At 69.8% G+C, this 26,242-nt stretch carries 27 protein-coding genes; 12 read left to right on the top strand and 15 right to left on the bottom strand.

The features are described from left to right. Nucleotides 1-308 precede the first annotated feature (308 nt). Nucleotides 309-1,313: a hypothetical protein gene (locus VGR06_RS43370; RefSeq protein WP_327565108.1), complete on the top strand. Its 1,005-nt coding sequence runs from the start codon at nucleotides 309-311 to the stop codon at nucleotides 1,311-1,313. A gap of 33 nt (nucleotides 1,314-1,346) precedes the next feature. Here VGR06_RS43370 and VGR06_RS43365 read toward each other — a convergent pair whose 3' ends face one another. Both VGR06_RS43365 and VGR06_RS43360 read right to left on the bottom strand, forming a co-directional pair. Then, the gene (locus VGR06_RS43365; protein ID WP_327565107.1) at nucleotides 1,347-2,432 is read right to left on the bottom strand and encodes a class I SAM-dependent methyltransferase; all 1,086 of its coding nucleotides are present in this window, start codon (nucleotides 2,430-2,432) and stop codon (nucleotides 1,347-1,349) included. Then, nucleotides 2,429-5,086 (bottom strand): HAD family hydrolase, encoded by a 2,658-nt coding sequence (locus VGR06_RS43360; protein WP_327565106.1) that lies wholly within the window; start codon nucleotides 5,084-5,086, stop codon nucleotides 2,429-2,431. The genes VGR06_RS43365 and VGR06_RS43360 overlap by 4 nt, the downstream gene beginning before the upstream one ends. Nucleotides 5,087-5,213: 127 nt before the next feature. Between VGR06_RS43360 and lhgO the strand changes: the two genes are divergently transcribed. After that, nucleotides 5,214-6,392, top strand: coding sequence for an L-2-hydroxyglutarate oxidase (gene lhgO, locus VGR06_RS43355; protein WP_327565133.1), 1,179 nt, complete (start codon nucleotides 5,214-5,216; stop codon nucleotides 6,390-6,392). Between the two features lie 137 nt (nucleotides 6,393-6,529). Here lhgO and VGR06_RS43350 read toward each other — a convergent pair whose 3' ends face one another. From VGR06_RS43350 to VGR06_RS43330, 5 genes are all read right to left on the bottom strand, one after another. Beyond that, entirely contained in the window at nucleotides 6,530-8,635 is a 2,106-nt protein-coding gene (locus tag VGR06_RS43350; protein ID WP_327565105.1) for a GH25 family lysozyme, read from the bottom strand. A gap of 117 nt (nucleotides 8,636-8,752) precedes the next feature. Continuing rightward, complete coding sequence (gene serS / locus VGR06_RS43345; RefSeq protein ID WP_327565104.1) at nucleotides 8,753-10,012, bottom strand: serine--tRNA ligase; 1,260 nt, start codon at nucleotides 10,010-10,012, stop codon at nucleotides 8,753-8,755. Nucleotides 10,013-10,146: 134 nt separating this feature from the next. Next, on the bottom strand, nucleotides 10,147-10,614 hold the full coding sequence (locus VGR06_RS43340; RefSeq protein WP_414637465.1) for a DUF350 domain-containing protein: 468 nt from the start codon (nucleotides 10,612-10,614) through the stop codon (nucleotides 10,147-10,149). A gap of 13 nt (nucleotides 10,615-10,627) precedes the next feature. Beyond that, nucleotides 10,628-11,791, bottom strand: a complete 1,164-nt coding sequence (locus tag VGR06_RS43335; RefSeq protein WP_327565103.1) for a glutathionylspermidine synthase family protein — start codon at nucleotides 11,789-11,791, stop codon at nucleotides 10,628-10,630. Next, nucleotides 11,792-12,373: a hypothetical protein gene (locus VGR06_RS43330; RefSeq protein ID WP_327565102.1), complete on the bottom strand. Its 582-nt coding sequence runs from the start codon at nucleotides 12,371-12,373 to the stop codon at nucleotides 11,792-11,794. It lies immediately after the preceding gene. A gap of 51 nt (nucleotides 12,374-12,424) precedes the next feature. Between VGR06_RS43330 and VGR06_RS43325 the strand changes: the two genes are divergently transcribed. Together VGR06_RS43325 and VGR06_RS43320 are read left to right on the top strand one after the other, a co-directional pair. After that, a complete protein-coding gene (locus VGR06_RS43325) occupies nucleotides 12,425-13,369 on the top strand; it encodes a septum formation family protein (protein WP_327565101.1) in 945 nt (314 codons plus the stop codon). Next, the gene (locus tag VGR06_RS43320; protein WP_327565100.1) at nucleotides 13,366-13,716 is read left to right on the top strand and encodes a metallopeptidase family protein; all 351 of its coding nucleotides are present in this window, start codon (nucleotides 13,366-13,368) and stop codon (nucleotides 13,714-13,716) included. Before VGR06_RS43325 ends, VGR06_RS43320 begins: the two co-directional genes overlap by 4 nt. Nucleotides 13,717-13,858: 142 nt before the next feature. Here VGR06_RS43320 and VGR06_RS43315 read toward each other — a convergent pair whose 3' ends face one another. Further along, complete coding sequence (locus VGR06_RS43315; RefSeq protein WP_327565099.1) at nucleotides 13,859-15,031, bottom strand: helix-turn-helix transcriptional regulator; 1,173 nt, start codon at nucleotides 15,029-15,031, stop codon at nucleotides 13,859-13,861. Nucleotides 15,032-15,081: 50 nt separating this feature from the next. On the opposite strand from VGR06_RS43315, the gene VGR06_RS43310 reads away from it, so the two are divergent. Next, on the top strand, nucleotides 15,082-15,687 hold the full coding sequence (locus VGR06_RS43310; protein ID WP_327565098.1) for a hypothetical protein: 606 nt from the start codon (nucleotides 15,082-15,084) through the stop codon (nucleotides 15,685-15,687). Nucleotides 15,688-15,746: 59 nt separating this feature from the next. Here the strand turns inward: VGR06_RS43310 and VGR06_RS43305 are convergent, their stop codons facing one another. From VGR06_RS43305 to VGR06_RS43295, 3 genes are all read right to left on the bottom strand, one after another. Beyond that, a complete protein-coding gene (locus VGR06_RS43305) occupies nucleotides 15,747-16,643 on the bottom strand; it encodes a diiron oxygenase (protein WP_327565097.1) in 897 nt (298 codons plus the stop codon). A gap of 67 nt (nucleotides 16,644-16,710) precedes the next feature. Next, nucleotides 16,711-17,409: a TetR/AcrR family transcriptional regulator gene (locus VGR06_RS43300; RefSeq protein ID WP_327565096.1), complete on the bottom strand. Its 699-nt coding sequence runs from the start codon at nucleotides 17,407-17,409 to the stop codon at nucleotides 16,711-16,713. A 19-nt stretch (nucleotides 17,410-17,428) separates the two neighbouring features. Continuing rightward, nucleotides 17,429-17,602 carry a hypothetical protein gene (locus VGR06_RS43295; RefSeq protein WP_327565095.1) on the bottom strand — a complete coding sequence of 58 codons (174 nt, stop codon included), beginning with the start codon at nucleotides 17,600-17,602 and terminating at the stop codon, nucleotides 17,429-17,431. A gap of 176 nt (nucleotides 17,603-17,778) precedes the next feature. On the opposite strand from VGR06_RS43295, the gene VGR06_RS43290 reads away from it, so the two are divergent. Together VGR06_RS43290 and shbA are read left to right on the top strand one after the other, a co-directional pair. Then, nucleotides 17,779-18,867: a glutamate--cysteine ligase gene (locus VGR06_RS43290; protein WP_327565094.1), complete on the top strand. Its 1,089-nt coding sequence runs from the start codon at nucleotides 17,779-17,781 to the stop codon at nucleotides 18,865-18,867. 141 nt (nucleotides 18,868-19,008) lie between these two features. Then, entirely contained in the window at nucleotides 19,009-19,668 is a 660-nt protein-coding gene (shbA, locus tag VGR06_RS43285; protein WP_327565093.1) for an RNA polymerase sigma factor ShbA, read from the top strand. Between the two features lie 49 nt (nucleotides 19,669-19,717). On the opposite strand, the gene VGR06_RS43280 is transcribed toward shbA, so the two are convergent. Further along, nucleotides 19,718-19,999 carry a hypothetical protein gene (locus VGR06_RS43280; RefSeq protein ID WP_327565092.1) on the bottom strand — a complete coding sequence of 94 codons (282 nt, stop codon included), beginning with the start codon at nucleotides 19,997-19,999 and terminating at the stop codon, nucleotides 19,718-19,720. On the opposite strand from VGR06_RS43280, the gene VGR06_RS43275 reads away from it, so the two are divergent. Next, the gene (locus VGR06_RS43275; protein ID WP_327565091.1) at nucleotides 19,999-20,181 is read left to right on the top strand and encodes a hypothetical protein; all 183 of its coding nucleotides are present in this window, start codon (nucleotides 19,999-20,001) and stop codon (nucleotides 20,179-20,181) included. The two genes, VGR06_RS43280 and VGR06_RS43275, sit on opposite strands and share 1 nt — an antisense overlap. Before the next feature lie 343 nt (nucleotides 20,182-20,524). On the opposite strand, the gene VGR06_RS43270 is transcribed toward VGR06_RS43275, so the two are convergent. Beyond that, nucleotides 20,525-20,734, bottom strand: coding sequence for a hypothetical protein (locus VGR06_RS43270; RefSeq protein WP_327565090.1), 210 nt, complete (start codon nucleotides 20,732-20,734; stop codon nucleotides 20,525-20,527). Nucleotides 20,735-20,896: 162 nt separating this feature from the next. Between VGR06_RS43270 and VGR06_RS43265 the strand changes: the two genes are divergently transcribed. Beyond that, the gene (locus tag VGR06_RS43265) at nucleotides 20,897-22,567 is read left to right on the top strand and encodes a sensor histidine kinase (protein WP_327565089.1); all 1,671 of its coding nucleotides are present in this window, start codon (nucleotides 20,897-20,899) and stop codon (nucleotides 22,565-22,567) included. Beyond that, nucleotides 22,564-23,220, top strand: coding sequence for a response regulator transcription factor (locus VGR06_RS43260; RefSeq protein WP_327565088.1), 657 nt, complete (start codon nucleotides 22,564-22,566; stop codon nucleotides 23,218-23,220). The genes VGR06_RS43265 and VGR06_RS43260 overlap by 4 nt, the downstream gene beginning before the upstream one ends. A gap of 50 nt (nucleotides 23,221-23,270) precedes the next feature. Here VGR06_RS43260 and VGR06_RS43255 read toward each other — a convergent pair whose 3' ends face one another. Then, nucleotides 23,271-23,906, bottom strand: a complete 636-nt coding sequence (locus VGR06_RS43255) for a DUF4232 domain-containing protein (RefSeq protein ID WP_327565087.1) — start codon at nucleotides 23,904-23,906, stop codon at nucleotides 23,271-23,273. 225 nt (nucleotides 23,907-24,131) lie between these two features. Here VGR06_RS43255 and VGR06_RS43250 point away from each other — a divergent pair, with 225 nt between their 5' ends. Continuing rightward, nucleotides 24,132-24,503: a hypothetical protein gene (locus tag VGR06_RS43250; protein ID WP_327565086.1), complete on the top strand. Its 372-nt coding sequence runs from the start codon at nucleotides 24,132-24,134 to the stop codon at nucleotides 24,501-24,503. Between the two features lie 164 nt (nucleotides 24,504-24,667). Beyond that, complete coding sequence (locus tag VGR06_RS43245) at nucleotides 24,668-25,450, top strand: arylamine N-acetyltransferase family protein (RefSeq protein ID WP_327565085.1); 783 nt, start codon at nucleotides 24,668-24,670, stop codon at nucleotides 25,448-25,450. 196 nt (nucleotides 25,451-25,646) lie between these two features. Here VGR06_RS43245 and VGR06_RS43240 read toward each other — a convergent pair whose 3' ends face one another. Further along, entirely contained in the window at nucleotides 25,647-26,240 is a 594-nt protein-coding gene (locus tag VGR06_RS43240) for an SGNH/GDSL hydrolase family protein (RefSeq protein ID WP_327565084.1), read from the bottom strand. Nucleotides 26,241-26,242 lie beyond the last annotated feature (2 nt).

Below are 26,242 nucleotides of genomic sequence, written 5' to 3'. Positions count from 1 at the left end.
TGATCAAATCCTTTGTCTGCAGATCAACTGTGGTCTGCAGGCAATTCACACCTGTGTCAATTTCGGCGGTGGGTTTGCGCCGTGCTCCGAACCGCCGGTAACGCCACTCGGCCGGCAGCGATGGTACGGGCGACGGCCGGTAAAAGGGGACCTGCTGGGGCAGCAAGAATCCGGCGTCGGCCGTGGTCTGATGGGGTCGCAGGCACGTGATGGCGCTGTGATCCCATCCGCTCGTCCACATTGGATGGACACGACTGGAGGGATCTCGAATGGTTCGGACCACTCGACTGCTGTTACTCATCCTCACGATGGCTTTGACTCTTGCCGGCGTCGGCGCCGTCCAGGCAGGCTCGGCCGAGCCGCGACCGAACGACACCACCCTGCCGCGGACGTCAGGGGCGGTGGCAACGTCGCCGCGCGGGGAGTTCGGGGCGACAGCAATCGTGGGAGTTTCGAAGCCATCGGCGGCGTGGACGGCCGATGGGTTCTCGCTCGACATCGTCCAGAGCTTCCAGGGCGAACTGGCCTACAAGTTCTGGACCGTCGATGCCGGGTGGAGTGACTGGTTCACCCTGGGAGCGCCCGCCGCCGGCCTCGACGCCGCCGCCCCGGCCATCACGTGGGCGACCAACCTCAGCCGTCTCGACGTCTTCGCCAAGGGCGGATCGGACGGCCACCTGTATCAGAAGACCCTGACCAGCACCGGCTGGAGCGAATGGATGGACTTGGGCGGCGTCCTTGTCGAGGGACCTTCGGCGACATCGACGTTCGGTGGCCGGATCGACGTGTTCGGCGTCGGCACCGACTTCCGCCTGTACCAGAAGAGCTGGCTCGGTTCCAGCTGGACCGACTGGGTCGGCTTCGCCGCGCCCGGAGCCGGCATCGGCTCGGCACCGAGCGCCACGTGGGCCAACAGCACCCGGATCGACGTCTTCGTCACCGGCGACCAGGACGGCGTTCCGTACCAGAAGTCGTGGCTGTCCAGCATCGGTTGGACCAACTGGGTGAAGCTGGACGGCGTGCTCGTCTCCCCGCCCGCGGCTTCGTGGACCAACAACGGCCGCCGGATCGACGTCTTCGGCGTCGGCACCGACTCCCGCCTCTACCAGAAGAGCTGGCTCAGCTCCTCCGGTTGGACCGGCTGGGTGGCCTTCGAACCGCCCGCGGGTGGCATCGATGAGCTCGGCCCCGGCATCAGCTGGGTGGCCAACGGGACCCGACTCGACGTCGTCGTCACCCGCACGACCGACGGGAACGTCTTCCAGCTGGCCTGGACACCCTCCGGCTGGAGCGAATGGGTCGACCTGCTCTGACCGGTCCGCGGCGCTGACCGGCCGGCGGGCCGGTCAGCGCTGCGGCGCCCGCTCCTGGAGCCGGGCCTTCGCGGTCCGGCCGAGCTCGGTGAGGCTCCCCGCGAGCCGCTGGCGAAAGCGGCGGCTGAGCAACGTCCGGAGGCGCTCGTTCTCCCGCCGCAACGCGTCGAGCTCATTCTGGCGGCGGCCGTCGGCCTCCCGCAGCTCGGCCTGCAGGCGGTCGATCTCGTGCCGCTGGCCGGAGATCGCCTCGGCCAGCCGGTCGGCGTCGTCGCCGTGCGCCACGGCCTCGAACTGCATCTGCAACACCTTGGTGTACAGCGCGATCCGGTTGTTCTCCATGGTCGCGAGCAGCCGGGACTCCGTGTAAGGGCGGAGCCGTTCGAGCATCTCCGCCGCGCCGGGCGAACTCTCCCGAAGCAGCACGCCCATCCCGAAGACGGCGGGCACGACCTCGAACCGCCAGTCGCCCCCGGCGGTGGCGAGCGCGTCCTCGACGGCGGTCAGCACGCCGTTGCGCTCGCCGCCCCCCTGACACGCGGCGGTGAAGGCGCCGTTGCCGACGAAGCCGCCGGGGGTCAGCTCGTCGTGCCACACGGTCGGCCCGTCGTGGCTCGCCGGATGCCTGCGCTCCGCCGGCACCGTCGTCGGCTCGTAGTAGAGGTCACGCCGGTGCCACGGCCAGAGCACGTCGTGCATGGCGATCACCGCGTCCGGCGCGTTGGCCATGATCCAGGCGAGCTCGTCCTGGACGGTCGCGTAGTTGTGATCGCCGTCGAGCACGTAGAGGTCCGCGACCGGAAGTTCGGCGAGCACCCCCGGAGACCAGCCCTCGACCAGGTGCAGGGCGTCGTTCTGGGCGAGGTTCGCGCGCAGCTCGTCGGTCGGCAGCGGATCGATGCAGTGCACGGCCACCGCACCGAGCTCGGCGTACATTCCGCTGACCTTGCCCGACTCCACGCCGACCTCGATGACGATGGACAACTTCCGGGAGTCGAAGAGGATCTCGAATATCTCCCGGAAGATCGACATCGAGTGCAGCAGGATCGGCAGCTGCCTGGCTTTTCGGGCCTGGGCGTGCGGATCGTCGCGGGTGCCGACATGGACAAGGTGCGTCATTGCGGTCCTGCCAACTTGCGTAGCGCGACACGGGCTGCCCCCGCGGCGAATCCGGCGGCGCCGCGGTTCCGGTACTCGTCACGCAACCGGCCCGAAATGCGCGCTACTTTGGAACCAAGGGGGAGTTTGTGCGCAAATCCCGACATCGACTGCGGCAGCATAGCGAACGCCACCGTGATCCGCGCGGAGGTGACCGGGCCGCCGCTGCGCGCCGCCAGCGGCAGGATCATTGCGGCCGTGGGCGAGGTGAACTCGACCATGTTGGCGCCGAGCCAGCGGCACTCGCGGTAGACGAACCCGGCGAAGTCCTCCGGCTGGTCCCAGCGGATCGGGTCCGGAATGCGCCGCCCGCCGGCGATCACCGTGGCCTCGATCCAGTCGACCCGGACCACCGCCGGGCGGCCGGGAATGATCAACGAGACGATGTCGGTCTCGCCGGCCTCGAAATCCAGGCGGGCGAAGGAAAGCCCGTTGTGGTTGATCCGCACGCGCTTGCTCGGGCCTTCGTGCCACTTGTCGTCGACCGTGTGGTACCAGACCTGGGTCTCGAACGGCTCGCCCGACGGCTCGAACATCGACGGGTCGACCGCGCCGGTGCCGAGCGCTCTCGTGGCCGCGGCGAGACCGGTGTCCGAGGCGGCGATGACCGCCGGCCAGAACGAGTCGCGCATGTCGAGGTCGTTGAGGTCGTTCGGCGACATGTACGGGATGGCCGGCACCAGATCCTCGGCCAGGATGCGGGTGATCACCGAGGAGCCGAAGTTGTCCTCGTGCCGCCAGTTGCCGAACACCGCGGCCTCGTCGGCGGACGGGATGCGCAGCGCCGACACCAGGATGTTGGCCAGCCGGTCCCGGGCGGCACCGGTGAGCAGCGGCCACCCGCCACCGGCGGCCTCGGCGTAGCGGTGCCACTGCCGCTGGAACGCCAGGATGCCGTCCTGCACGGCCGTGCGCTCCGCGTTCTGCGACGGGGTGTCGGCGACCTGGCCGAGCACCGGCGAGCCGTCCTCGGCGAAGTCGATCAGCGAGCCGCACAGGGCGTTCACGCACTGCTCGACCACCTCGGGGCTGCGGGCCAGCGTGCTGGCGACCTCGTGCGGATGGCCGGCCTGGGCGAGGTAGCCCTCCGCCCGCAGACCCGCCACGTAGACCCGGGCGGACCGGTCGTCGGTCGCCAGGTACATCCCCGAGGCCGTCACGCCGGTCTTCGCGATCTTCAGCACCTCGGCCAGGTAGTACTGGATGGTGCCGCCCCAGCCCAGGTCCAGCAGGGTGATCTCCGGGTGGTCGAGCGCTCCGTTGTGCCGCAGCACCTTCAGCAGCCGGTCGCGCACCGCGGTCACCCGGCTGGCCAGCCGGGTGCGGATGTGCGGCGCCTCGGTCAGCGCCACCGCGACCCGCTCGACGACCGGCCCGTTGTCCAGGATCGTGTCCAGCTCGCTGGCCAGTGACGGCACGTCGCCGGAACGCATGTGCAGCATGGCGAGCAGTTGGCGCACGGAGAGCTGGTAGCTGCGCCGGATGAAGTCGAACACCGACTCGGTGTCGAAGCTGTCCAGCGCGGCGATCGACACCACGTGCCGGGACAGCCAGATCGGCTTGGCGGTGACGGTCCAGCCGCGGGCCTCGGCCGCGTTGTTGACCAGGGTGGAGAGCATCTCGCCCTCGCGCATGGGGCACCAGAGCACGGGAATGCCCTCGGTGTGCGCCTTCTGCGCGGCCCACTCGGCGAACCCGGTCAGCACCGGCCCCAGCACCGAGCCGCCGTAGCGCCACGCGACGTCCACCGCCGACTCGGACTGCGCGCCACCCGCCGCGAGCGTCTTGGCGCGCAGGCTGGTCAGCCCGAAGTCGCCCTGCCGCGGGTCGAAGCAGGTGGCGAACGGGCCGAACGGCTCGATGCTTTCCCGTTCCCGCTCAAGGGTTTCGGCGAACCGGTCGTCGACGCGCGTGTACAGCACGGTGCGGATGCCGAGCTCGGCCGGCACCTCGTCGTCGGCGAGCTCGTTGTCGCCGACGTGCACCACCTGCTCCGGCTCCCGGCCGAGGTCCTTGAGCACGATCTCCCACAGCCCGGAGGCCTTGTCCAGGCCGTGCTGGTGGGACCGGAACACCCGCACGCCCTGCAGCGAGCCCAGCTCGGGGCGGTCCAGCAGGTGGCGGAGGTGGTCCTCGGTGAAGTAGGTGTCGGACACCAGGATGATCGGGGTGTCGTGCTTGCGCGCCAGCGCCATGAGGTTGGCGATGTCCAGGTCCACCACGGTGAGCTCGCGCTCGACCGCCACCTCGGCCTCGACGAGCTCCTCGAGCAGCGCGGAGCCGAACACGTGCTGGGGCATCTGCCGCCAGATGTCGAACAGCGACACCTCGGTGCCCAGCGCGCCGCGGTCCGTGCGGGCGTTCTGCTCGGCGACGATGCGCATCCGCCGGAACGTCGCGTCGGTCAGCCACGACGGGCACCGTCCGGACTCCCGCAGCCGCGCGCCCAGGATGGCGAAGGCGTCGGTCGGTCGGGGCACCCGGCGCCACAGCACGGTGTCGAAGATGTCCAGCGACAGCACCGAGCAGGACCGGGCGACGATCATCCGGGAGACGTCGTCAAGCAGCGGGTGGCTGTCCGCGCCGGCCGTTTCGGTGGACGTGTCCACACTCATCTCCCCCATCTCCAATCGTGAGCATTCACCTGCACTGCGCCACTCTGCGTGATGTCGTTGTCGCCGGCCACCCTACCTGCCCTCGTCACCGCGGCCGGACCTCGGTTCTCGGGCCAACTAGGCTGCTCTGATGCACGTGGTGGTGATCGGTGGCGGCATCCTGGGTCTCGCGGTGGCTCGCGAGCTGACCGGCCGCGGCCGCCGGGTGACCGTGCTGGAGAAGGAAACCCGCTGGGCCGCGCACCAGACCGGGCACAACTCCAACGTGGTGCACGCCGGCCTGTACTACCAGCCGGGCTCGTTCAAGGCCCGGATGGCGGTGGCGGGCAGCCGGTCGATCGTGGAGTTCGCGCGGGACAACGGGGTCCGGGTCGAGGTCTGCGGCAAGCTGGTCGTGGCCACCTCGGAGTCGGAATTGCCGGCGCTGGCCGTGCTCGCCGACCGGGCCGAGGCCAACGGCGTGCCGGCGAAGATCATCGATCCGGTGCAGGCGCGCGAGTACGAGCCCGAGGTCGCCTGCGTGTCCGCGTTGCGGGTGGAGACCACCGGGATCATCGACTTCCCGGGGGTGTGCGACGCCCTGGTGCGCCAGCTGGCCGGCACGGACGCGGAGCTGCGGCTGGCGACCCCGGCGCTGGCGATCCGCCCGGGCCGCTCCGGCGGGGTCGAGGTGGCGACCGGATCGGACGTGGTCCGCGCCGACGCGCTGGTGAACTGCGCCGGGCTGTACAGCGACCGGATCGCGCGCCTGGCCGGGCTCACCCCGCGGGCGCGGATCGTGCCGTTCCGCGGCGAGTACTACGAGCTGCGCCCCGAGCGCCGGCATCTGGTCCGCGGGCTGATCTACCCGGTGCCGGACGCGTCGCTGCCGTTCCTCGGCGTGCACCTGACCCGGATGCTGGACGGCAGCGTGCACGCCGGGCCGAACGCGGTGCTGGCGCTGCGCCGGGAGGGCTACCGGTGGCGCGACATCTCCCCGCGCGAGCTGGCCGAGGCCGCCCGGTTCCCCGGCCTGTGGAAGCTGGCCCGGAAGTACCCGCACACCGCGGTCGACGAGGTGCTGCGGTCGCTGTCCCGGCGCCGGTTCGCGGCCAGCCTCGCCCGGCTGGTGCCCGCGGTCCAGCGCGCGGACATCGTGCGCGCCGGCTCCGGCGTGCGCGCACAGGCGCTGCTGCCGGACGGCTCGCTGGTGCACGACTTCCTCATCGAGTCCGCACCCCATCAGGTGCACGTGCTCAACGCGCCCTCCCCGGCCGCGACCTGCGCCCTGGAGATCGCCCGCTACGTGGCCGACCACGTGACCTGAGCGGATCAGGCCCGGGTCTGACGGACAGCCGGAACACGGCTACGCGAGGCCGGAACACAACGACATGAGGCCGGAACACGGCTACGCCAAGGCGGGACACGCCGGTTGGCGACTCGCCTTCACTTCCCGGCTTGGGGCTAGTAGGGGCGGTCGGTGATCTGGCCGGTCGCCGCGTTCCAGGTGATGGAGCCGTGCTGGAAGTCTGAGCGGGCGCCGCCCGGGATGGCGTACTCGTTGGAGATCGGGTAGCCCAGGTAGGACAGCTCCGCGTTCAGTGCAAGGTAGCGGGCCCGGATCCCGTTGACCACGTAATGGATGCCGCCGGCCGGGCTCCAGAAGATCGAGCCGTACTGGAAGTGGTTGAACGTGCCGACGTTGTCCCGGCTGGTCTCGTCACTGGTGGGGTAGCCGAGGAAGGAGCGCTCGGCGTCGTAGGACAGGTACACCGCGCGGATCCCGTTGACCACGGAATGGATGCCGCCGGCCGGGCTCCAGAAGATCGAGCCGTGCTCGAAGTGGTTGAAGGTGCCGTAGTTGTCGCGGCTGGTCTCGTTCGTGGTGGGGTAGCCGAGGAACGACTTCTCGTAGTCGTAGGAGGCGTACTTGCCCCAGATCGCGTTGATCACGTAATGGATGCCGCTGCTCGGGCTCCAGAAGAGCGACCCGTGCTGGAAGTGGTTGAACGTGCCGACGTTGTCCCGGCTGGTCTCGTCACTGGTGGGGTAGCCGAGGAAGGAGCGCTCGGCGTCGAGGGACAGGTACACCGCGCGGATCCCGTTGACCACCCAGTGGGTGCCGGTGCCGGGGCTCCAGTACAGCGAGCCGCCCTGGAAGTGGTTGAACGCACCGATGTTGTCCCGGGTGGTCTGGTTCGTGGTCGGGTACTTCAGGAACCCGCGCTGCGCGTCGAGCTGGGCCCACCGCGCCCAGATGTCCCCGTGCAGCTCGTAGGCGCCGCTCGACGGTGACCAGTAGATCGCGCCGGCCTGGAACCCGTTGAACCGGCCGACGCCATCCCCGCCGTCCATCTCATTGGTGATCGGGTAGCCCAGCACCGAGTTCTCCCAGCCGAGGCTCCCGTACTGCTCGCGGATGGCGCCGTGCACCTCGAAGACGCCGATGTTGGGGACCGAGTAGATGGACGCGGCCTGGAAGTGGACGTACCGCGCGTTGCCGTAGCTGCCTACGGCTTCGTCCATGCCGGGGAACCCCATCAGGCTGCCCGGGCCGCCGTACGCCTGGTAGAACGCGCGGATGTCGCCGCGGACCGACCAGGCGCGGGTGCCGGGGCTGAGGTAGATCGTGCCGTTCGTGTAGTCCTGCGCGACACCGCCGGGGACCGCGTACCGCGCGCCGGCCGGGTCGCCCAGGTTGCCCGCTCCGCCGAGCTTGGCGTAGTGCGCGGCGATGGCCTCGTCGTCGCTGCCCGTGGCCAGGGCCCGCAGCTCCGCCTCGGTGCCGTTGAAGGAGTCCTGGTCGAGCGGGGTCGACGAGTACTGCCACATGGTCCAGCCGGGCCAGCCGTACGGCAGGTTGATCGGGTTCCCCTGGTACCCGGCGATCCACAGTGGACTGCGCGGCCCGAGGCCGGCGTAGTTGCCGGTGCACGCCCGCCACCAGTTCCTGGTGGTGTAGACCACCGGCCAGCGCCCGGTCAGCTGGTGCATCCGGTTCACGAAGTCCTCGACCCACGCCACCATCTGGCTCTGGGATATGCCGTAGCACATGTCCAGCGGGGCCCGGGCGTACTCGATGTCCAGCACCGGCGGCAGCGTGCGGCCGTCGGGAGTCCAGTTGGCACCGTGCGCGAAGAAGTAGTCCGCCTGCACCGCGCCTGACGTCTCGTTGGGCGCGGCGAAGTGGTAGGCACCCCGGATCAGCCCGGCGTTGTACGCCCCGGCGGCGTTGTTCTGGAACTGGCCGTCGATGAACCAGTTGCTCTCGGTCGCCTTGATGTAGGCCCACTTCGTGCCGTTCGCGGCCCACGCGTTCCAGTCCATCTGGCCCTGCCAGTGGCTCACGTCGATGCCGGGCACGCCGGCCGGGGCGAGCGCGCTCAGGGTGGTCATCCGCTTGGGCGCGGCGTCGGGCTCGTGCGCGGCGATCGTGGAGCCCATCGGGGTGTCGGTGTCATGCGGCGCCTTCGCCGGCGCAGCCGGCGCCGAAGTGAACGGCAGCACCGCCGCGATCAGGGCGGCGGCGAGCGTCCCGACGGTGAGCCTCAGTAATCCCGACGTGGCCACTCAGTCCTCCCAGCGGATGGCGACGATGAGGGAACCCCAGCCGGCCTATCGTGGCACCGTGTTGACTTCGTTACCAGCCGTCCTTTGAGGGAGTGAACGTGACGTTGCTTCCCTCGCTCACACCGGGGAGAGCACGTCGCGGCCGAGGAGCGGGCGGAGGGCCTCGGGGACGGTCACGGAGCCGTCGGGTTGCTGGTGGTTTTCCAGGATGGCGACGATCCAGCGGGTGGTGGCGAGGGTGCCGTTGAGGGTGGCGGCGGTTTGGGGGCGGCCGTTCTCGTCGCGGTAGCGGACGGCGAGGCGGCGGGCCTGGAAGGTGGTGCAGTTGGAGGTCGAGGTGAGCTCGCGGTAGGTCTGCTGGGTGGGGAGCCAGGCCTCGGCGTCGAACTTGCGGGCGGCGCTGGAGCCGAGGTCGCCGGCGGCGGTGTCGATCACGCGGTAGGGGACCTCGATCTTGGCGAGCATCTGCTCTTCCCAGGCGAGCAGGCGGGCGTGCTCGGCCTCGGCGTCCGCGGGGCGGCAGTAGACGAACATCTCCACCTTGTCGAACTGGTGGACGCGGATGATGCCGCGGGTGTCCTTGCCGTAGGAGCCGGCTTCGCGGCGGAAGCAGGACGACCAGCCGGCGTAGCGGCGGGGGCCGGCCGACAGGTCGAGGATCTCGTTGGCGTGGTAGCCGGCGAGCGGAACCTCCGAGGTGCCAACGAGATAGAGGTCCTCGTCGGCGAGGTGGTACACCTCGGCGGCGTGCGCGCCGAGGTACCCGGTGCCGCCCATGATCTCCGGGCGGACCAGCACCGGCGGGATCATCAGCGTGAAGCCGTTCGCCACGGCCTGCTGGGCGGCCAGGTTGAGCAGGGCGAGCTGGAGCTGCGCGCCGACGCCGGTGAGGAAGTAGAACCGGGAGCCGGAGACCTTCGCGCCGCGCTCCATGTCGATGGCGCCGAGCCGGGCGCCGAGGTCGAGATGGTCGAGCGGCTCGAAGTCGAATGTGCGCGGTTCGCCGACGTGCTTCAGCACGACGTAGTCGTCCTCGCCGCCGGGCGGCACGTCGGGGTACACGATGTTGGGGATGGCGCGATGCGCCCCGTCCAGCACCGCCTCGGCGTCGGTCTGCTCCGCCTCCGCCGCCTTGACCTCGGCGGCCAGCTCCTTTCCCTTGGCCAGCAAGGCGTCTCGCTCCTCGCCGCGGGCCCGTCCGACCTGCTTGCCGAACTGCTTCTGCTCGGCCCGCAACGCGTCCGCCCGGGCGATGGCCGCGCGGCGCCGCTCGTCGGCGGACAGCAGCGCATCGACGAGGCCCTCGTCCTCACCGCGGGCACGCTGCGAGGCGCGCACGGCATCCGGGTTCTCGCGGAGCGTCCTGAGGTCAATCACTGGTCCGCCTCTCCGGAATTAACTGCTGTCGTCGCGTTCCAGCCCGGCGGTGCGGTTGGCGGGTGGATTGTGCCTGAGTGCCGTCACGGTCCCCTGAGGTTCCGTTGGTCGGCACAAGGCTATCCCCGACCCGATCAGCTGATGGCGACGGCGACCACGCCACCGAGCGCAAGGTGCACGGCCGCGACCACGACGCTCACCGGCGCGAACGTCTCCGCCTCGATGGTGTCGCCCACGTCGAACCTGGCGATCCACTCGAGCAGGCGCACGCCGAGCACCTGGGCGACGATCCCGACCAGGCCGAACACCAGGGATCCGATCAGGCCCGCGGTCAGGTCACCGAACGAGGTCAGGATGGCCACCACGATGATCAGCGCCATGCTCAGCATTCCCGAGGCGGTCACGATCACCGCGTTCGGTTTGCCGGTGCGCACCAACTCGGAGAGCTTGCCGGGAGTGGTGAAGTCGATCGCGTAGAAGCCGATCAGCATGAGAACCACGCCGACCACGGCGTACAGGGCGATCGCGCCGATGTTCTCGCCCAGGTCTCCCCAGTAGCCCTCGGGCAGCGCGACGTTCGAAGTCGCGGCCAGAATGCTCACAGAACCTCCTGCCTTATTGCGGTATGCGGTGCGGGACGAAGGCCGCGCCGTCGTCGGTGACGAGCCCCGCGGTCTCCCGGATGCCGAGGCCGGCGGAGTTGTCCCCGACGATCCAAGCACCCAGCGCCGGCCGGTACCCGTCGAACTCCGGCAGCGGGTCGAACGCCTGGTAGACGTAGCCCTCCTCGCCGTAGACGCCACCGGTCTGGGTCTCGTAGCCCGGCGCGACGATCTGGATGTTCGCCCCCTCGCGCCCCAGCCGCGGTTTGCGCACGTACTCGGTGAGCATGCCGGGGTCGTCGATGAACGCGGGCAGCAGGTTCGGGTGCCCGGGGTGCATCTCCCACAGCACCGCCAGCAGCGCCTTGTTGGAGAGCAGCATCTTCCACAGCGGCTCGATCCACAGCGTCTGCGGCAGCGAGGACACGGCGTGCCGGCCGAACTCCTCGTCGACCACCCACTCCCACGGATAGAGCTTGACGATCGTGTTCATCGGCGCCTCTTCGAGATCGACGAAGCGCTTCAGCACCGGGTCCCAGCCGATCTCCTCGATGGCCAGGCCCACGGTGTCCAGCCCGCCCTCGGCCGCGGTCTCCTGCAGGTAGGCCACAGTCACGTGGTCCTCACCGCTCGGGTCCGCCGAGGACCAGGTGAAGTGCAGCTCGCCGGACGGCAGCCGGTCGCCGATCTCGACCCAGCGCTCGACCAGCTTCTCGTGCACCGAGTTCCACTGGTCGTCGTCCGGGAACACGTCGGTCTTCCAATACCACTGCACGACCGCGGCCTCAAGCAGCGAGGTCGGCGTGTCCGCGTTGTACTCCAGCAGCTTCGCCGGTCCGGAGCCGTCGTAACGCAGGTCGAACCGGCCGTAGAGGTGCGGGTCGCTGCGCCGCCAGGACTCGGCGATCGACGGCCAGACCCACTCCGGAATGCCGAAGTCCTTGTACCGCTCGGTGGTCACCACGTTGTCCACGGCGGCCAGGCACATCGAGTGCAGCAGCTCGACATCGGCCTCGATGGAGAGCACCTCGTCCATGTCGAACACGTAGTGCACGGACTCGTCCCAGTAGGGCCGCGGCGATCCCTTCCCGTCCCGGGCCGGGGTGCCGAACACCAGGCCCTGCGACTCCACGATCTGCTGCCAGTCGCGGCGCGGGCTGGACCGCTCGCGGTGCACTCAGCTGCCCCCGCTCTTGCTGCCGCCGCTGATGCCGAAACCGCCGCGCTGCACGGTCTTGCCGGAGCTGCTCTTCACCGTGGTCCGGCTGGACGGCGCCGTGACGGAGCCGCCCGACACCCGGCCGCCGGCGTCAACGGACCCGCCGTAGTAGTAGTGGTAGCGGTTGTACCCGCCACCGCCGATCGGCAGGAAGAAGAAGCCGCCGCTGGAGTAGCCGCCGTGGCTGGTCACGTAGTTCGGGTCGTCGCAGATCGCCGTGTCGGTGGCCACCGTGTCGTTGTCGCTGACGCAACGGGCGGTCACCTCGCTCGGCGACGCGGCGTTGTACCAGACCGCGACCAGCGCGACGACGCCGACGGTGACGCCGCTGCCGACCAGGATCCGCCGGCGCGTGCGGGACTTCCGCTCGAGCTCGGCGCTCGCGGCCTCCTGTTCGGCCTCGCGTTCGAGTGCCTTGCGGCGGGCCCGCTGCTCGCCGAGCGTCGCCTCACGCGGCGTGGTCGTCTCGTCCTGGAAGCGCATCCGGCCGCGCTGCGGCTCCGGCTCTTCCTGGCCTTCCGGCTCTTGGTTATCTGTCATGTTCACTCCCGCCGGGGAGAGTACCGTCCCGGCACGGCATTATGGGGGGCGATGGCCGCGAAGCAGACGACGCGTACCCGGCTGGTGATGGCGGGGGCGTTGGTTGGCGCGCTGGGGCTGATGGTGGCGACCCTGCTGTTCTCCTGGCCGGTGGCGGTGAAGGGCTCGGCGAGCAGCGCCGCGGACGAGGCGCTGCTGGCGTTCAACTCGCCCGGCGGCACCTGCCTGGACTGGCCGGCGGACAACCCGCGGGCCATGCGCCCGGTCGACTGCGGGCAGCCGCACGTGTTCGAGGTGACCAGCCAGGTGGACATCTCGCCGGACTACGCGGAGAGCGCACCGCCGCCGGACGAGAAGCGCTGGCAGCAGATCGCGAACGAGAAGTGCACCGAGGGCGTGGCGGTCTACCTCGGCGGCAAGCTGGACCCCACCGGCAAGTACAGCGTGAGCGCGCTGAAGCCGACCGACGACCAGTGGCGCTCCGGCGACCGGAAGCTGCGCTGCGGCGTGCACCGGGTGACCTCTCTGGGCACCCGCCTGCTGACCACCGGCTCGGCCGCCAAGGCGGACCAGTCGAACATCTTCCCGCCCGGCACCTGCTTCGCGCTGACCGAGAACAAGGGCGTCGGCGACCCGGTCGACTGCGAGAAGCAGCACGCCATCGAGGTGGTCGGGAACGCGGACCTGTCGCAGGCGTTCACCGCGGCCTTCCCGCCCGCCGAGGAGCAGGGCAAGAAGCTCGCCGAGCTGTGCGCGCAGCTCGGCGCCGAGTACTCCAACGGGCTGGACCTCGCGTCGAAGAAGCTGTCGCTGACCTGGGACACCCTGCAGGATCCGAGCTGGGCGGCCGGCTCCCGGAAGGTCGACTGCAAGGTGGGCGCCGCGCTGCAGGACGGCAGCGGCCTCTCCCCCGTGGCCGGCACCGTGAAGGGCGCCGGCGGGGTGGCCGCCCCCGCCGAGTCGGCACCCCCGTCCTCCCCACCGCCGTCCCGATGAGCGTGGAGATGTCCCGCCAGCGCTTCGAAGAGCTGGTGTCCGACGCGCTCGACCTGATCCCTCCGGAGTTCGCGGACGCGATGGACAACGTGGCCGTGCTGGTGGAGGACCGAAACCCCGAGATCCCCACGCTCCTCGGCCTCTACCACGGCGTGGCACTGACCGAGCGGACCAGCCACTACAGCGGTGTCCTCCCCGACCGGATCTCCATCTACCGCGAGGCGATCCTCGACATCTGCGACACCGAGGACGACGTCGTGGAAGAGGTCGCGATCACCGTGGTGCACGAGATCGCCCATCATTTCGGTGTGGATGACGCACGGCTCCACGAGCTCGGCTGGGGTTAGAATACAGCCAGCACTGGGGAGCAATCGAAATGATCTCGGCACTCTTCGCCTATTTCCGCCGACGGCGCCCGGCGACCGACTGTGTGATCGCCCTGAACCACCTGTCGTTCCTCGACGGCCCGTACGGCGACCGGTATTACTACTACGTCACGTCGGCATCATTGAAGGAGACGGGCAGAGAACGAACCTTCTGAACAATACGGTCGGACCCGTACTGCCTGGCGGTGGAAAATGCCTCCATCGCCAAGGCACGGGCCTCATCGAGGTGACCGGTGCGAGCGAGCACACCCGCGTGGTGAGCTTGCGCCATCGCGAGCGGCTTCGGCGCCAATCCAGGCGCCGCGGCGGCGAAAGAGGACCGCGCGCCGGTCAGATCGTCCAGTTTCGCCAAGGTGCACGCCTCGTAGTGCGCCACTCCTTCCTCGTACCCCACGACCCAGGGCCAGCGCAGTTCGCCACCGACTCTCGATTCCGCTCGGTGCAACTCGGCGAGGGCCTCTCTCCGGTCTCCCGCCTCCGCATGGGCATCGGCACAGAAGGCCGCGAGCCAGGCATGCGCGGCCCGCGGAGCGCTCGTTTGCTCCAGCCCGCTCCGGGCTTGCTGGTACAGCGCCAACCCAGCTCTGGGGTCGCTGCTCTCCACCGCGAAATGGCCACGGGAAACCAGTATGAAGATCGCCAGGAATGGATGCTGCGCCCGCTCGGCGTAGTGCACGGCTTCGGCGTAGTGCCGGCGCGCTGTTCCCTGATCGTCCCGTTCCCTCGCCACCCATGCCGCGATCATGGCGGCCTCGCTCAGTGCCGCGAAGCCCTCGCGGGTTGGCAGCATGTTCGTCACGACATTGGTTGCCAACCGCAGGTGTGCCTCGACTGCCGGACTCAGCTCGGTGGTCGACACCGCGTCCGACATTCGCCGGTAGTGGCCGGTTGGACCGGCAATCGTTGCCACGAGATCGGTCGAGTCATGATCAGCAAAGTGCCGTGTGACCAGTGCGCCCGCTCCTGCGCCGAGCGCTACCTGCAGAAATGCCTGGCGGTCCACATCCTCAGGTGTAGCACGACTTGAATGATCAAAACCGAGGTCGGCTTCGGTTGTCCCCAATATGGCGCACAGCGCGGCGACGTAGGGCGCACGGGGGCGCTGAACGATTCCGCGCTCGATCTTGCCGAGGTGGTTGGCGTCGAAGGCCACGTCCCGCCCTTTGGGGTCCTGCCGCGCCAGCCACAGGCACACCGCTTCGGCAAGTGCGTTGCGGGACATGCCGCTGCGCTCGCGGGCGGCCCGAAGGAGCCGATTCGGTCGGGGATCAATCATCCCTCACGCCTCCCTTCCGCATCCCGTAGCCAATTGATCACGCTGCGTTCATGCGCATACCCTACGTTGTCTCCTGGAGCGGCGAGGAGCCCAAGCCCGCCACGCTCATCACCATTCCGCGCTCCGGCATCGCCTACACCGACGAATGCCTCCTCGACCGCGACAAACACGGCGTCCTGTGGCCCCGCGTCCCGTCGCTCCCCGGCCGCGGCCGCCCCGAGTTCGGCAAGATCCACCCCCTCCGCCAGCGCCGCGCCATGACCAAGCTCCTGTGCGCCATCTGCGCCGGCCAACCCGACCACAACGACCAGGGCACCCTCTGGCTCGTCCGCGACTTCCGCGACTGGCCGAACTGGCCGGAAGGCATGGCCTGCTCCGAACCCCCGGTCTGCCTCCCCTGCGCCCAGCTCTCCGTCCGCCACTGCCCCAACCTCCGCCAGGGCTACGCCGCCCTCCGCGTCCGCCACTCCGAAGTCGCCGCCGTCTACGGCATCCGCTACCGCCCCACCCTCCCCTTCCCCACCGCGATCGGCGGCGACATCGTCCCCCTCGACGACCCCGCCCTCCGCTGGACCCACGCCGCCCACCTCATCCGCGAACTCCGCGGCTGCACCATCGTGCGCCTTGATCAACACTGCGGGTTGGGGGTGCGATGAAGGGGGCCTTCCTCGCGCTGGGCGTGAGAAAGGCCCCCTTCATCGCATCCCGCTGCCGATCAGATCAGGTGCGCACTCCGCCACAACGCTGTGGAGGGGCCGCCGATCATGCCGACGTCGGTGAGGAAGGCGACGATCTTCTCGGCCATCCAGCGCAGGGTTTCGTGGTGGTGGGGGTTGGCGGCGGCAACGGCGCGGGCCTGCTTGGGGTCGAGGCCGACGGCCGCATACACGCGGGGGTGGACGAGGATGTCGGCGACGGTGTAGGCGACGACCGCGGTCACCGTGCGGTGCAGTTCGAGCATGGGGCGGCTGACGTTCTGCAGCTCGCGGACGAGCTCCTCGCGGGCGTAGCGGACGTGCCGGGCCTCCTCGATCACGTGGATGCGGTTGACCATGCGGATCAACGGTTGCACGGTTTCGTCGTCCACCGTGGAGCGTTGGAGGCGGTCGGTCATCTCCTCGACGACGAGGACCGAGGCAAACATCGAGGCGCCGCCGACCACGGACTTGAAGAGTGGGCTGAGCTTGCGCACCACGCGGGGCGGGCCGTAGGCGGGGACGCCGAAGCGGGTCAGGGCCTTGGCGAACATGATCGAGTGCCGGGTCTCGTCGCCGATCTCGGTGAGCGCGTACTGGGCGTGCGGGCTGCGCGGGTCGAGGCCCTCGGCGTAGCGGGCGAGCAGCTGCATCAGCACGATCTCGGTCCACAGGCCGACGCTGGCCGTGCTGCCGACCTCGTGCTTGGCCAGTTCGATCCGCTGCTCCGCCGACAGCGAGTCCCACAACTCGGTGCCGTACAAGGAAACCCGCTCGGGCGGGAGGTAGCCCTTGTCCGGCTCGACCGGGGCGTCCCAGTCGATGTCGAGCAGCGGGTCGTAGGAATTGCGCACCGACGACTCGAGCAGCCGGGTCGCGGTGAGGTCGCGGTCCTTCGGTTGCAGGGCCCTCGCCATGGCGGTCCTCCCGAGGTGTTACCGGTCGTAACAGTTACCTCAGGTTCCATCAGACCGGGCGAGGCTGTCAAGCGTCCGGCCGCATCAGGTCCCTGATCAGCGCCATAATCTCTCCGGTGACCGGCCGCAGCACCCGCAGCCGGGACAGCCCCACCACCCGGTCCAGCAGCGGCACCGTGCGCTCGACCAGCATCCGGGTCCGGCGGCAGCCCGGCGAGCGGTCGTGCACCCAGAACAGCACCACGCCCATGTGGTAAAGCCACAGCAGCTCCGGCAGGTCGACCCGCAGCGCCGGGTCGATCCGGGTGTCGGAGCCCTCGACCACCGCGCGGTGAATGGCGATCTGGGCGTCCCGGGCGGGGCTGGACTCCGGCGAGAACGGGCTGAGCGGGCTCTCCGGGTCCGCCGCGTTGACGAAGAACTGCCGCCCGAACTCGTGGTACGGCGCGGCCACGTCCAGCCATCCGAGCATCACGCCGCGCAGGCGGCCGGCGAAGTCCCGCTGGACGGCCAGGACATCCGCGCTCTGCCGGCCGTGCAGCTCGGCGATCCGGTCGTAGAAACCCTGGACCAGTTCCTCTTTGGACTTGAAGTAGTAGTACGCGTTGCCGACCGAGACCCCGGCCTCCCGAGCGATCGCACGCATCGTGGTCCGGTCGTAGCCGTTCTCCCCGAACAGGCGCAGCGCGGCCTCGACGATCCGGGTGCGGGTCGCCTCGCTCCTCGGCGTCCGGCCGGCTACGGCCTGTTCCTGGGGCTCTGACACGAGGGTCACGGTATCGCCGTCACGTCAGCGGTGGCGCCGGCTCGACCTGAATCGTGCTCGGCCGCTTGCCCCGGAGGTTCCGCTCATCCATCCGGCGCCGGCGAAACCTGTTGAACACCCAGACGTTGACCAAGTGCACCCCACCGAGCACTAGGGCAACCGTGCCGAGCTTCACCGCGAGCGTCTCCACCACCCGACGCCACCCACACCGTCAGCGCCACGCTGAGCAGCAGGTAGATGACGTACGTCGTCATGACTGGTTCCACAACCTCCTCCCTCCTGTTTTGAACACGTTCAAAAAGAGCGTAGGACAGGAGTTGAACATGTTCAAGTTTCGGGAATCCCTGTCGGTGCTGGTAATCCAGATATGTGACGGAACTGACGGTCGGTGTCGAGGAGGAGTTCTTCCTGGTCGGCGCCGACGGGCGGCTGGTGCAGCAGGCCGGCGGGACGCTCGCCGGCGCGGGCCTGGACGGCGTCCGCATCCAGGCCGAGCTGCTGCGTTGCCAGGTCGAGTCGGCGTCCGCGGTCTGCCGCAACGGCATCGAGCTGCTCGACGACCTGCGCGGATTGCGCAAGCGGCTGGCCGGGAGCGCGGGGGTGCTCGGCGCCCGGCTGGTCGGCACCGGCACCCCGGTCTCCGCCCAGTTCGACCAGTCCGCGATCAGCCCGATCGCCCGGTACCAGCGGATGGCCGAGTACTTCGGCGCGCTGGTGTTCACCGGGACCACCTGCGGCTGCCACGTGCACGTGGGCATCGCCGACCGCGGGCACGCCGTGCGGGTCGGCAACCACCTGCGGCCGTGGCTGCCGGTGTTCCTGGCGCTGTCGGCGAACTCGCCGTTCAACAACGGGCACATCAGCGGGTACGCGAGCTCCCGGTACCTGCTGTGGGCACGCTGGCACACCGCCGGGCCACCGCCGTACCTGGAGTCGGTGTCGGACTACGAGGCCACGGTGCAGGCGATCGTGCGCACCGGGGCGGTCCTGGACAGGAAGATGGTCTACTGGGACGTCCGGCCGTCCGAGCACCAGCCGACCCTGGAGATGCGGGTGTGCGACACCGCCGGCACGGCCGAAGAGGCGGCGCTCTACGGAGTGCTGGTGCGGGCGCTGGCCGGGCAGGCACTCGACTCGACGCACCCGGCGCGCCGGGTGCCGCAGGAGGTGCTGCGGGCCGGGTTGTGGCGGGCGGCTCGGGACGGGCTGGAAGGGCACTGCCCGCATCCGGAGTCCGGGGAACTGTCGCCGGTGCACGAAATTCTTTCGCATTTGCGCGACCGGGTCGCTCGCGAGCTGCGCCAAACCGGCGAACTGTCCTTCGTCGACGACATGCTGGCGTGGCTCCGGGTTCACGGCGGCGGCGCCGCGCGGCAGCGGGCCGCTTACGAACGGCGCCACCGGCTCGATGATGTGATTGACATGCTCGCCAACCAGACCCTTTCCCGCAGTGGGTGACTGTCCGCACACGCCGAGTGCGGAGCGTATGCCCATTGGGGCAGCAGTTTGGTTCGTCCGGGATACAAAATCGCCGTCCAGGTATTTGGCGCCTCCCCACGTGCTCTCTTGGAGCAGTGGAAAACGTTCGGGAGGCGTGCAATGTTGTGCACAGTCGAGCCAGAGGTTGACCTGGCCCAGCTAGAGGCGACCTGGGAGGGTTCCATCCCGGCGCCGCGCCGCGTGGACCGGACCAACCTCGACGACGCGGTGGCCGCCGCGGTCGGCGGCGACGGCGTCGCCGCCGGTGACCTCCTGGCGTTCCTGCGCCCCATCGTCGTGCGCTACTGCCGCACCAAGCTCGGCCGCGTCCAGCGCACCTTCGTCGCCGCCGACGACGTCGCCCAGGAAGTCTGCCTGGCCGTCTTCCGTGCCCTCCCCACGTACAAGCAACTCGGTCGCCCCTTCCTGTCCTTCGTCTACGGCATCGCCGCGCACAAGGTCGCCGACGTTCACCGCGCCGCCGCCCGCGACCGCTCCCAGCCCACCTCCGAAACCCCCGACATCATGGTCGAGGACGAGGATCCCGAGCAGATCACCCTCCGCCGCGAACTCGTCGAACGCACCGGCGGCCTGTTGCGGATGTTGACCCCCCGCCAACGCGACATCCTCATCATGCGCATCGTCCTGGGCCTCTCCGCCCAGGAAACCGCCGACATGGTCGGCACCACCGCCGACGCCGTCCGCGTAGCCCAACACCGCGCCCTCAACCGCCTCCGCCGCACCGTCCAACGCACCCCCGCCCCGCGCCGGGCCAGCTGACGGCATTGGGATCGAGCGGAGTGATCGGGCTGCTCGTTCCCACGAGCACTCAATGGATCAGGAACGTCGTGTCGGGCACAGATATCCATCCACGATGCTCCCGCCCACCGATATCCATCCGTACGAGGGGCTGATATGCGTTGTCGTCGATACCGCTATACCGGTGCCTGACGACCGACTGGAAGATGTGATCCGACACCGCCAATACCAGCGGCGCCGACGTGGATCTCGTCGCTTGCTTGAGTTCCGGTGCGTCGACGAGCCTGCAGGCAATGTCGAGCGCTTCGCCGAACGGTCCGCGGCTGTCGTAGTGAATTTCCCCGGCATGCATTGAAGGCCCGGCTGCGCCAGGTGATGTACAACCTGCTCGATACCGCGTTGACACGGAGCGGCGTTGCTGAACGGCACCGTGACCGGACCGTCGATCGTGGCGACGGTGCGCTGGTGATTGTTCAACCTGTCGACCAGGTACCGAAGACTTTGCTGATCAACACCTTCCACGGCTACGATTGACCGATGGATCGGCGCCGTCTGTGCCGTCGGCGAATCTGACGCAGGGCCGGACAGCACAGGGCGACGGATCATCGACCCGTTTGCACCGCCCCGCCCGGCGTCCGTGCCGACACCATCGATTTCGCCCGTCCCCATGAGGGCCGGGTGATCGCGACACGTGATCTTCGCGGTGAAACCGGAATCGTCCGGATCACCGACCTCACAACCGCGCGTCACCGGCCCTCCGTGCCCGAGAGACACGCGCTGACGCGCGTGGTAGCGGCGTGTGGTGTGGGTACCCCGTAAGCCGGGGAAGTCTCGGGAGGTACTCATGCCTTGGGTTCGTAGGCACTACCGGCTGGGCTTACCAGTGCGCTCTCACCACCGACGGCGGGCGCGGTTGAGGGGATTTCCGCTGCTGGGCGTCATCGTGGTGGTTGTGGTGATTCTGGTGCTTCTTGCCTTGGCGACGGGGTAGCGCGTCCAGCCTGACGATGAGTGGGGTGAGGGCCATCAGAAGGAGGATGGTCAGGCCGAGGACGGCGCCGGTCCAGGTCAGTAGCAGCATCAACATGGGTCCAGCGTCGCTTGTGGACGGTGGGGGGCGGATCGGCCGGACGGGCGGGGTGGGGCGCCGGACGGCCGGGAATGACACGGGGGAAGTGGCCGATCGGCTGAGGTGGGGGCGCCGGTTGGCCGAGGTGGGGTGGGGGTGGGGGCAATAGGTTGAGCTGCTGTGAACGGGCTTACGGAGTCGCGGCGGTGGTTGGTGGGGCTGCTGGGTGCGGCGTTCCTGGTTGATGTGGTGCTGTCGGCGGCGGGGGGGAGCCGGGGGTATGTGTTCGCGTTGCCGGGGGCGGCGGCGCTGCTGGGGTGTGTGTATCTGGGGGTGCGGTGGCCGGGGGTGGCGGCGGCGGGGGCGGGAGCGGTGCTGATCGGGTCGTCGGTGGTGATCAGGGCGACGGGGACGGTGCCGCAGTGGGTGGGGATCGAGAGCTTGCTGCTGTCGGAGGTGCTGGCGGGCGGGGCGCTGGTGGTGCTGGTGGCGTGGCGGGCGCAGGCGGAGGTCGCGGTGCTGGGGGTGGCGGCGCTGGTGATCGCGGCGCTGGGGGCGGTGGGGATTCGGGAGCGTGGGAGGTACGAGTTCGCGTCACTGGGGTTCGGGTTGGCGTTGCTGGTGATCTGTGTGACGGCGGGGTTGTACCTGCGGCGGGAGCAGGGCGGCGGGTCCGAGCTGAACGCGCTGGTGCGGCGGCAGTGGCCGTTGGGGGCGGCGCTGACGGTGTTGCTGCTGTTCGACATCGGTGCGACCGGGGGTGGGTTTTCGGCGTTCGGGCTGGATGTGCACCGTGAGGTGCTGCAGATGCTGGCGGTGGCCGGGGCGATGGTGACCGCGGTGTGTGCGTTTTTCGCGCCGCGGTTTCCGGTGCGGTGTGCGCTGATCGGGGCGGGTGCGACGGCGGTGACGACGCTGCCGGCGCTGGCCTTCGTGAGTTCGTCCAGGGATCTGCCGTTCACGTTGTCGCAGCTCGCCGCCGGGATGGCGCTGGTCGCGTTCGTCACCCGGTACGCCGCGACACGACCGGCGGTGTGGAGCGTGGCGGCGTTGGTGGTGGCGAACCTGGAGCCGGTCGCGCGTCGTAAAGACGCGGTGCTGCCGTTGGGGTTCCTGCTGGTCATCTCCGTGATCGCGGGGCTGTACTTCCGGGCTCGGGACGCGGACCGCGGCCGGACGATGCGGGTGGCGGTGACCGGGGTACGGCAGGCGGAGCGGATGGCGCTGGCGCGGGAGCTGCACGACGTGGTGGCGCACCATGTCACCGGCATGGTGGTGGCGGCGCAGGCGGCGCGGATGGTGGCGGAGCGGGACCCGGCCGTCGCGGTGGGGGCGTTGGAGAAGATCGAGAACAGCGGGACCGAGGCGCTGACGGCGATGCGGATGCTGGTCGGGAGTCTGCGCGGGGCCGAGCCGGCCGGGGAGTCGACGGCGGCGCGGCAGGCGACCAGCGATCTGGCCGCGGACATCCGGGCGCTGGTGGCCGGGTTCACCGGGCCATCTGTCCACTTGGAACTGTCGTTGCCGGAGACGCTGCCGGTCGAGATGGGCCGGTCGGTGCTGCGGCTGGTGCAGGAGTCGCTGACCAACGTGAGCAAGCACGCGGCCGGCGCGACCAGCGTGTTCGTCGGGGTGGCCAAGGGCTACGGCGACTATGGCGACCAGCTCAACGTTTTCGTGAAAGACGACGGCACGGCGCGGCGGAGCGATCCGGCGGGCGGGTCCGGTGGTTACGGTCTGATCGGCATGCGCGAGCGGGTCGAACTGCTCGGTGGCTTCTTCAGCGCCGGCCCGGGCGGCGACGGCGGCTGGGTCGTGAAGGTGGCACTTCCCCTGAGGGGCACGAATTGATCAAAGTGTTGATCGCGGACGACCAGGAGATGGTCCGGGCCGGATTCCGGATGATCCTGGAGACGCAGGACGACATCGAGGTGGTCGCGGACGTTCCGGACGGGGTCGAGGCGGTGCGGCGGGCCCGCGAGCTGCGGCCGGACGTGTGCCTGCTGGACGTGCGGATGCCGGGCATGGACGGGCTCGAGGTGACGAAGGCGCTGGCCGGGCCGGGGGTGGCGGATCCGTTGAAGGTCGTCGTGGTGACCACGTTCGACCTCGACGAGTACGTGCACAGTGCCTTGTCCAACGGCGCCAGCGGGTTCCTGCTCAAGGACGCCGGGCCGGCGCTGCTCATGGAGGCCGTGCGGGCGGCCGCCCGCGGCGACGCGCTGGTGTCGCCGCAGATCACCGTGCGGCTGCTGCGGCACTACGCCAAGCCGCACGCGGCGGACCCGGCGGACACGCCGGCCGAGCCGCTGACCGCGCGGGAACTGGACGTGGCGCGGGCGGCCGCGCGCGGGTTGACCAACACCGAGATCGGCACCGAGCTGTACCTGTCACTGTCGACGGTGAAGACGCATCTGGCCGCGGTCCAGGCGAAGATCGGCGCCCGGAACCGGGTGGAGATCGCCGCCTGGGCCTGGCGCACCGGGCTGATGGACCAGGAATGAATGTCACATTGCTTTCCTTCTAACGCGGCAATGTCACATTCCTTCCCAGACTAGGCCCCCGCTCCACTTTGGACGGTCTTGACCACGAGCTGGTTGCCCGGCGGGTTTCCGGCGCAGCCCGTGCCGTCCATCGGCACGAACATGGCGGCGGTGTCGTGCGGCGGGTACACCCGCAGGCCGTTCACCGCGGTCGGCCGGCACGCGCGGGCGTCGAAGTTGCGCACCTGGGTGAAGCCGACCGGAGCGTTCACGGTCGCACCGGGTGCGAGCGCGATGGCCGGGCCCTTGGTGCCGACCCGGAACGCGGCCGGGCCGACCTGGTGACCGTCCGCACCGGCTACATAGGACACCCCGGGGAAGCCCTGGATGGTGCAGGTGCGGCTGCCCTTGTTGGTGAACCGCAGCGGGCGGTACACCGTGCCCGCGGCTCCTTCGCCGTGTCCCAGGGACAACGTCAGCTCGGCCGCCTTGCAGTCGCTGGACGCCGCGGCCTCGGGCGGTGCGGCGGGCGCGGGCTGCTCGGCCGGCGCGGCCGGTGGCACCGCGCTGGGCGGTTCCGAGGTGGACGGCGCCGGTGAGCTGGCCGTCGACGAACCGACGGTCGGCACCGCCGGCGCGGCCGACCCTCCCGAGACGGCCCCGCTGCACGCGGCGGCGCACAGGGCGACCATCGCGATTCCGGTCACCGAGAGAAGCTTGCTACGTGTCATGGCTACCTCGCCTCCAGCCCCGACTTTCCTGGACGCTCTGGTGAAGGGACGGGTGGGAGCGGGGTCGGGTTGCTCGTCAACGAGACATACCTCGGATCCGCCAAGAATAAACGCGCCCATTCAGCACGCGTTGAGCCACCATCGATCGGGAGTGCACCGCTGCTCGGGACCCTGTCCGGGATGCGGAGGATGCTTATGGCGGTGACGGAGCTTGAGTTCCCCCGGCCGGTCGCGGACATGTGCGCGGACCTCGCCGGCCAGGGATTCGACGTGCTCGAGGAGGGCCGCCGGCACCTGCTGCTGCAGGGGCCGGTGCACACCGAGGGGCACTGGCTCGAGGCGTTTGTGCTGATCACGGTGGAGCGCGGGCAGTGGTCGCTCGCCGCCCGGTTCGAGGGGATGACCGCGCCGATCCCGGTCGCCAGCTGGCAGACCTACCTCGACGGCGAGCCGGACGCCGACCTGTCCGCCCAGGCGTCCTTCGTCCGGTTCCGGCTGGCCGACGCCGCCCGGGTGATCAGCTCCACCCCGGAGGCCGAGCGCGAACTGGCGAGGCTCAGCGGGGCCGGTTGATAGTCCGCCTCCCCGGAATTTTGATGTGTTGGTTGCGTCCCAGCGAGCAGTGCGGACATCCGGTGGATTGTGGCTGAGTACCGCCACGGTCCCCTGAGGTTGCGTTGGTCGCCCACGGACTCCGCTGCGCACAACCCACGTTCCGCATGAGGCACAGTGGGTGGATGGACCATGAGACCGCCGCGGCGTACCTGCGCAGGATCGGGCTACCTGGGCCGGCTGGTGCGCCGAGCCTGGGGTTGTTGCGGGAGCTGCACGAGCGGCACCTGAGCACGGTGCCGTTCGAGAACCTGGGCATCCACCTGGACGAGGCGATCACCCTGGACGAGGCCGCGCTGGTCGACAAGATCGTCCGGCGGCGGCGTGGCGGGTTCTGCTACGAGCTCAACGGCGCGTTCGCGGCTTTGCTTGCCGCGCTGGGGTTTCAGGTCCGCCGGCGGGCGGCGCGGGTGTTCGGCGAGGACGGCACGCTGGGCATCCCGTTCGACCACCTGGCGCTGGTCGTCGAGCTTGACGGTGAGCGGTGGCTCGCCGACGTGGGCTTCGGCAAGCACAGCCGGTACCCGCTCCGGCTCGACTGGCCGGACGCGCAGGACGACCCGGACGGGAAGTTCCTGGTCGTGGACGCCCCGCACGGGGACGTCGAGGTGCTGCGCGACGGGGTGCCGCAGTACCGGATGGAGCAGCGGCCACGAGAACTCGAGGAGTTCGAGGTCGGCTCGTGGTGGCAGCAGACCTCGCCGGCGTCGCACTTCACCCAGAGCCTGATGTGCTCGCTGCGCACGGAGGACGGCCGGATCTCGATCAGTGGCGACCGCCTGATCACCACCGTCGGTGACACCCGCACCGAGACCACGCTCGCCGGCGAGACGGAGATCTTCGACGTCTACCGGACGATCTTCGGCTTCGAGCTGGACCGGCTCCCGGTGGTCCGCCCACGCTCCTGACCGGGCGTGTTGGCGGCCCACGTCGGTGTGTTGGCCCGCGGCGACGGTGTGTTGGCCGATCGTGTCGCCGTGTTGGCTCGTGACGGCGACACCGATCCCGGGCAACCGTCCCCCTCCACTCGTGCCCACCGCACCAGCGGCCAACACGGCGACGCCAGACGCCAACACGGCGACGTCAGGGGCCAACATGGCGACGTCAGGGGCCAACACGCCGGGTCAGCGCGGCGAACCAGGTGTCGGCCATGACGGCGTAGCCGAGATCGTTGGGGTGCAGCCGGTCCGCGGCGTGGGTGCGGGTGAGCCGGGCGGCGATGTCGACGCAGCGGACGTCGAAGCCGGCTCGGACGCGTTCCTTGACCAGGCGGGGGATCTCGGCGTTGAAGGCGTCGACGAGGCGTTGCAGGTCGTCGGTGCCGACCGCGGCGAGGGAGGCGACGTGGAGGGTGACCGTCGGGGCGGTGCGGAGGATCGTGTCGATCAGGGTGCCGAGCCGGGCGGGCGCGCCGGGCAGGTCCAGCGCGCGGCCGAGATCGTTGGTGCCGATGTGCAGCAGCACCGCGTCCGGCCGCGCGCCGGTGAGCCAGCCTTCGACCTGCCCGGTGAGGTCGTCGATCTCCCAGCCGGGATGGCCTTCGTGGTCGAGCCCGGCCACCTCGTCGCGCACCGAGCCGACGAACACCGCGTCGTGTCCGGCCTCGGCCAGCGCCCGGCTCAGCAGCCGCCGGTAACCGCCGCCGTCCGTGCTCCCGTCCCCGTCGGTGATCGAGTCCCCGAGCGGCATGATCCTCATGG

Origin of the sequence: Actinophytocola sp., from assembly GCF_036002505.1 — a bacterium.
Taxonomy (GTDB): Bacteria; Actinomycetota; Actinomycetes; order Mycobacteriales; family Pseudonocardiaceae; genus DASYTH01.
The sequence above is the reverse complement of the archived record's forward strand: the minus strand, read 5'-3'. Positions and strand labels throughout refer to the sequence as shown.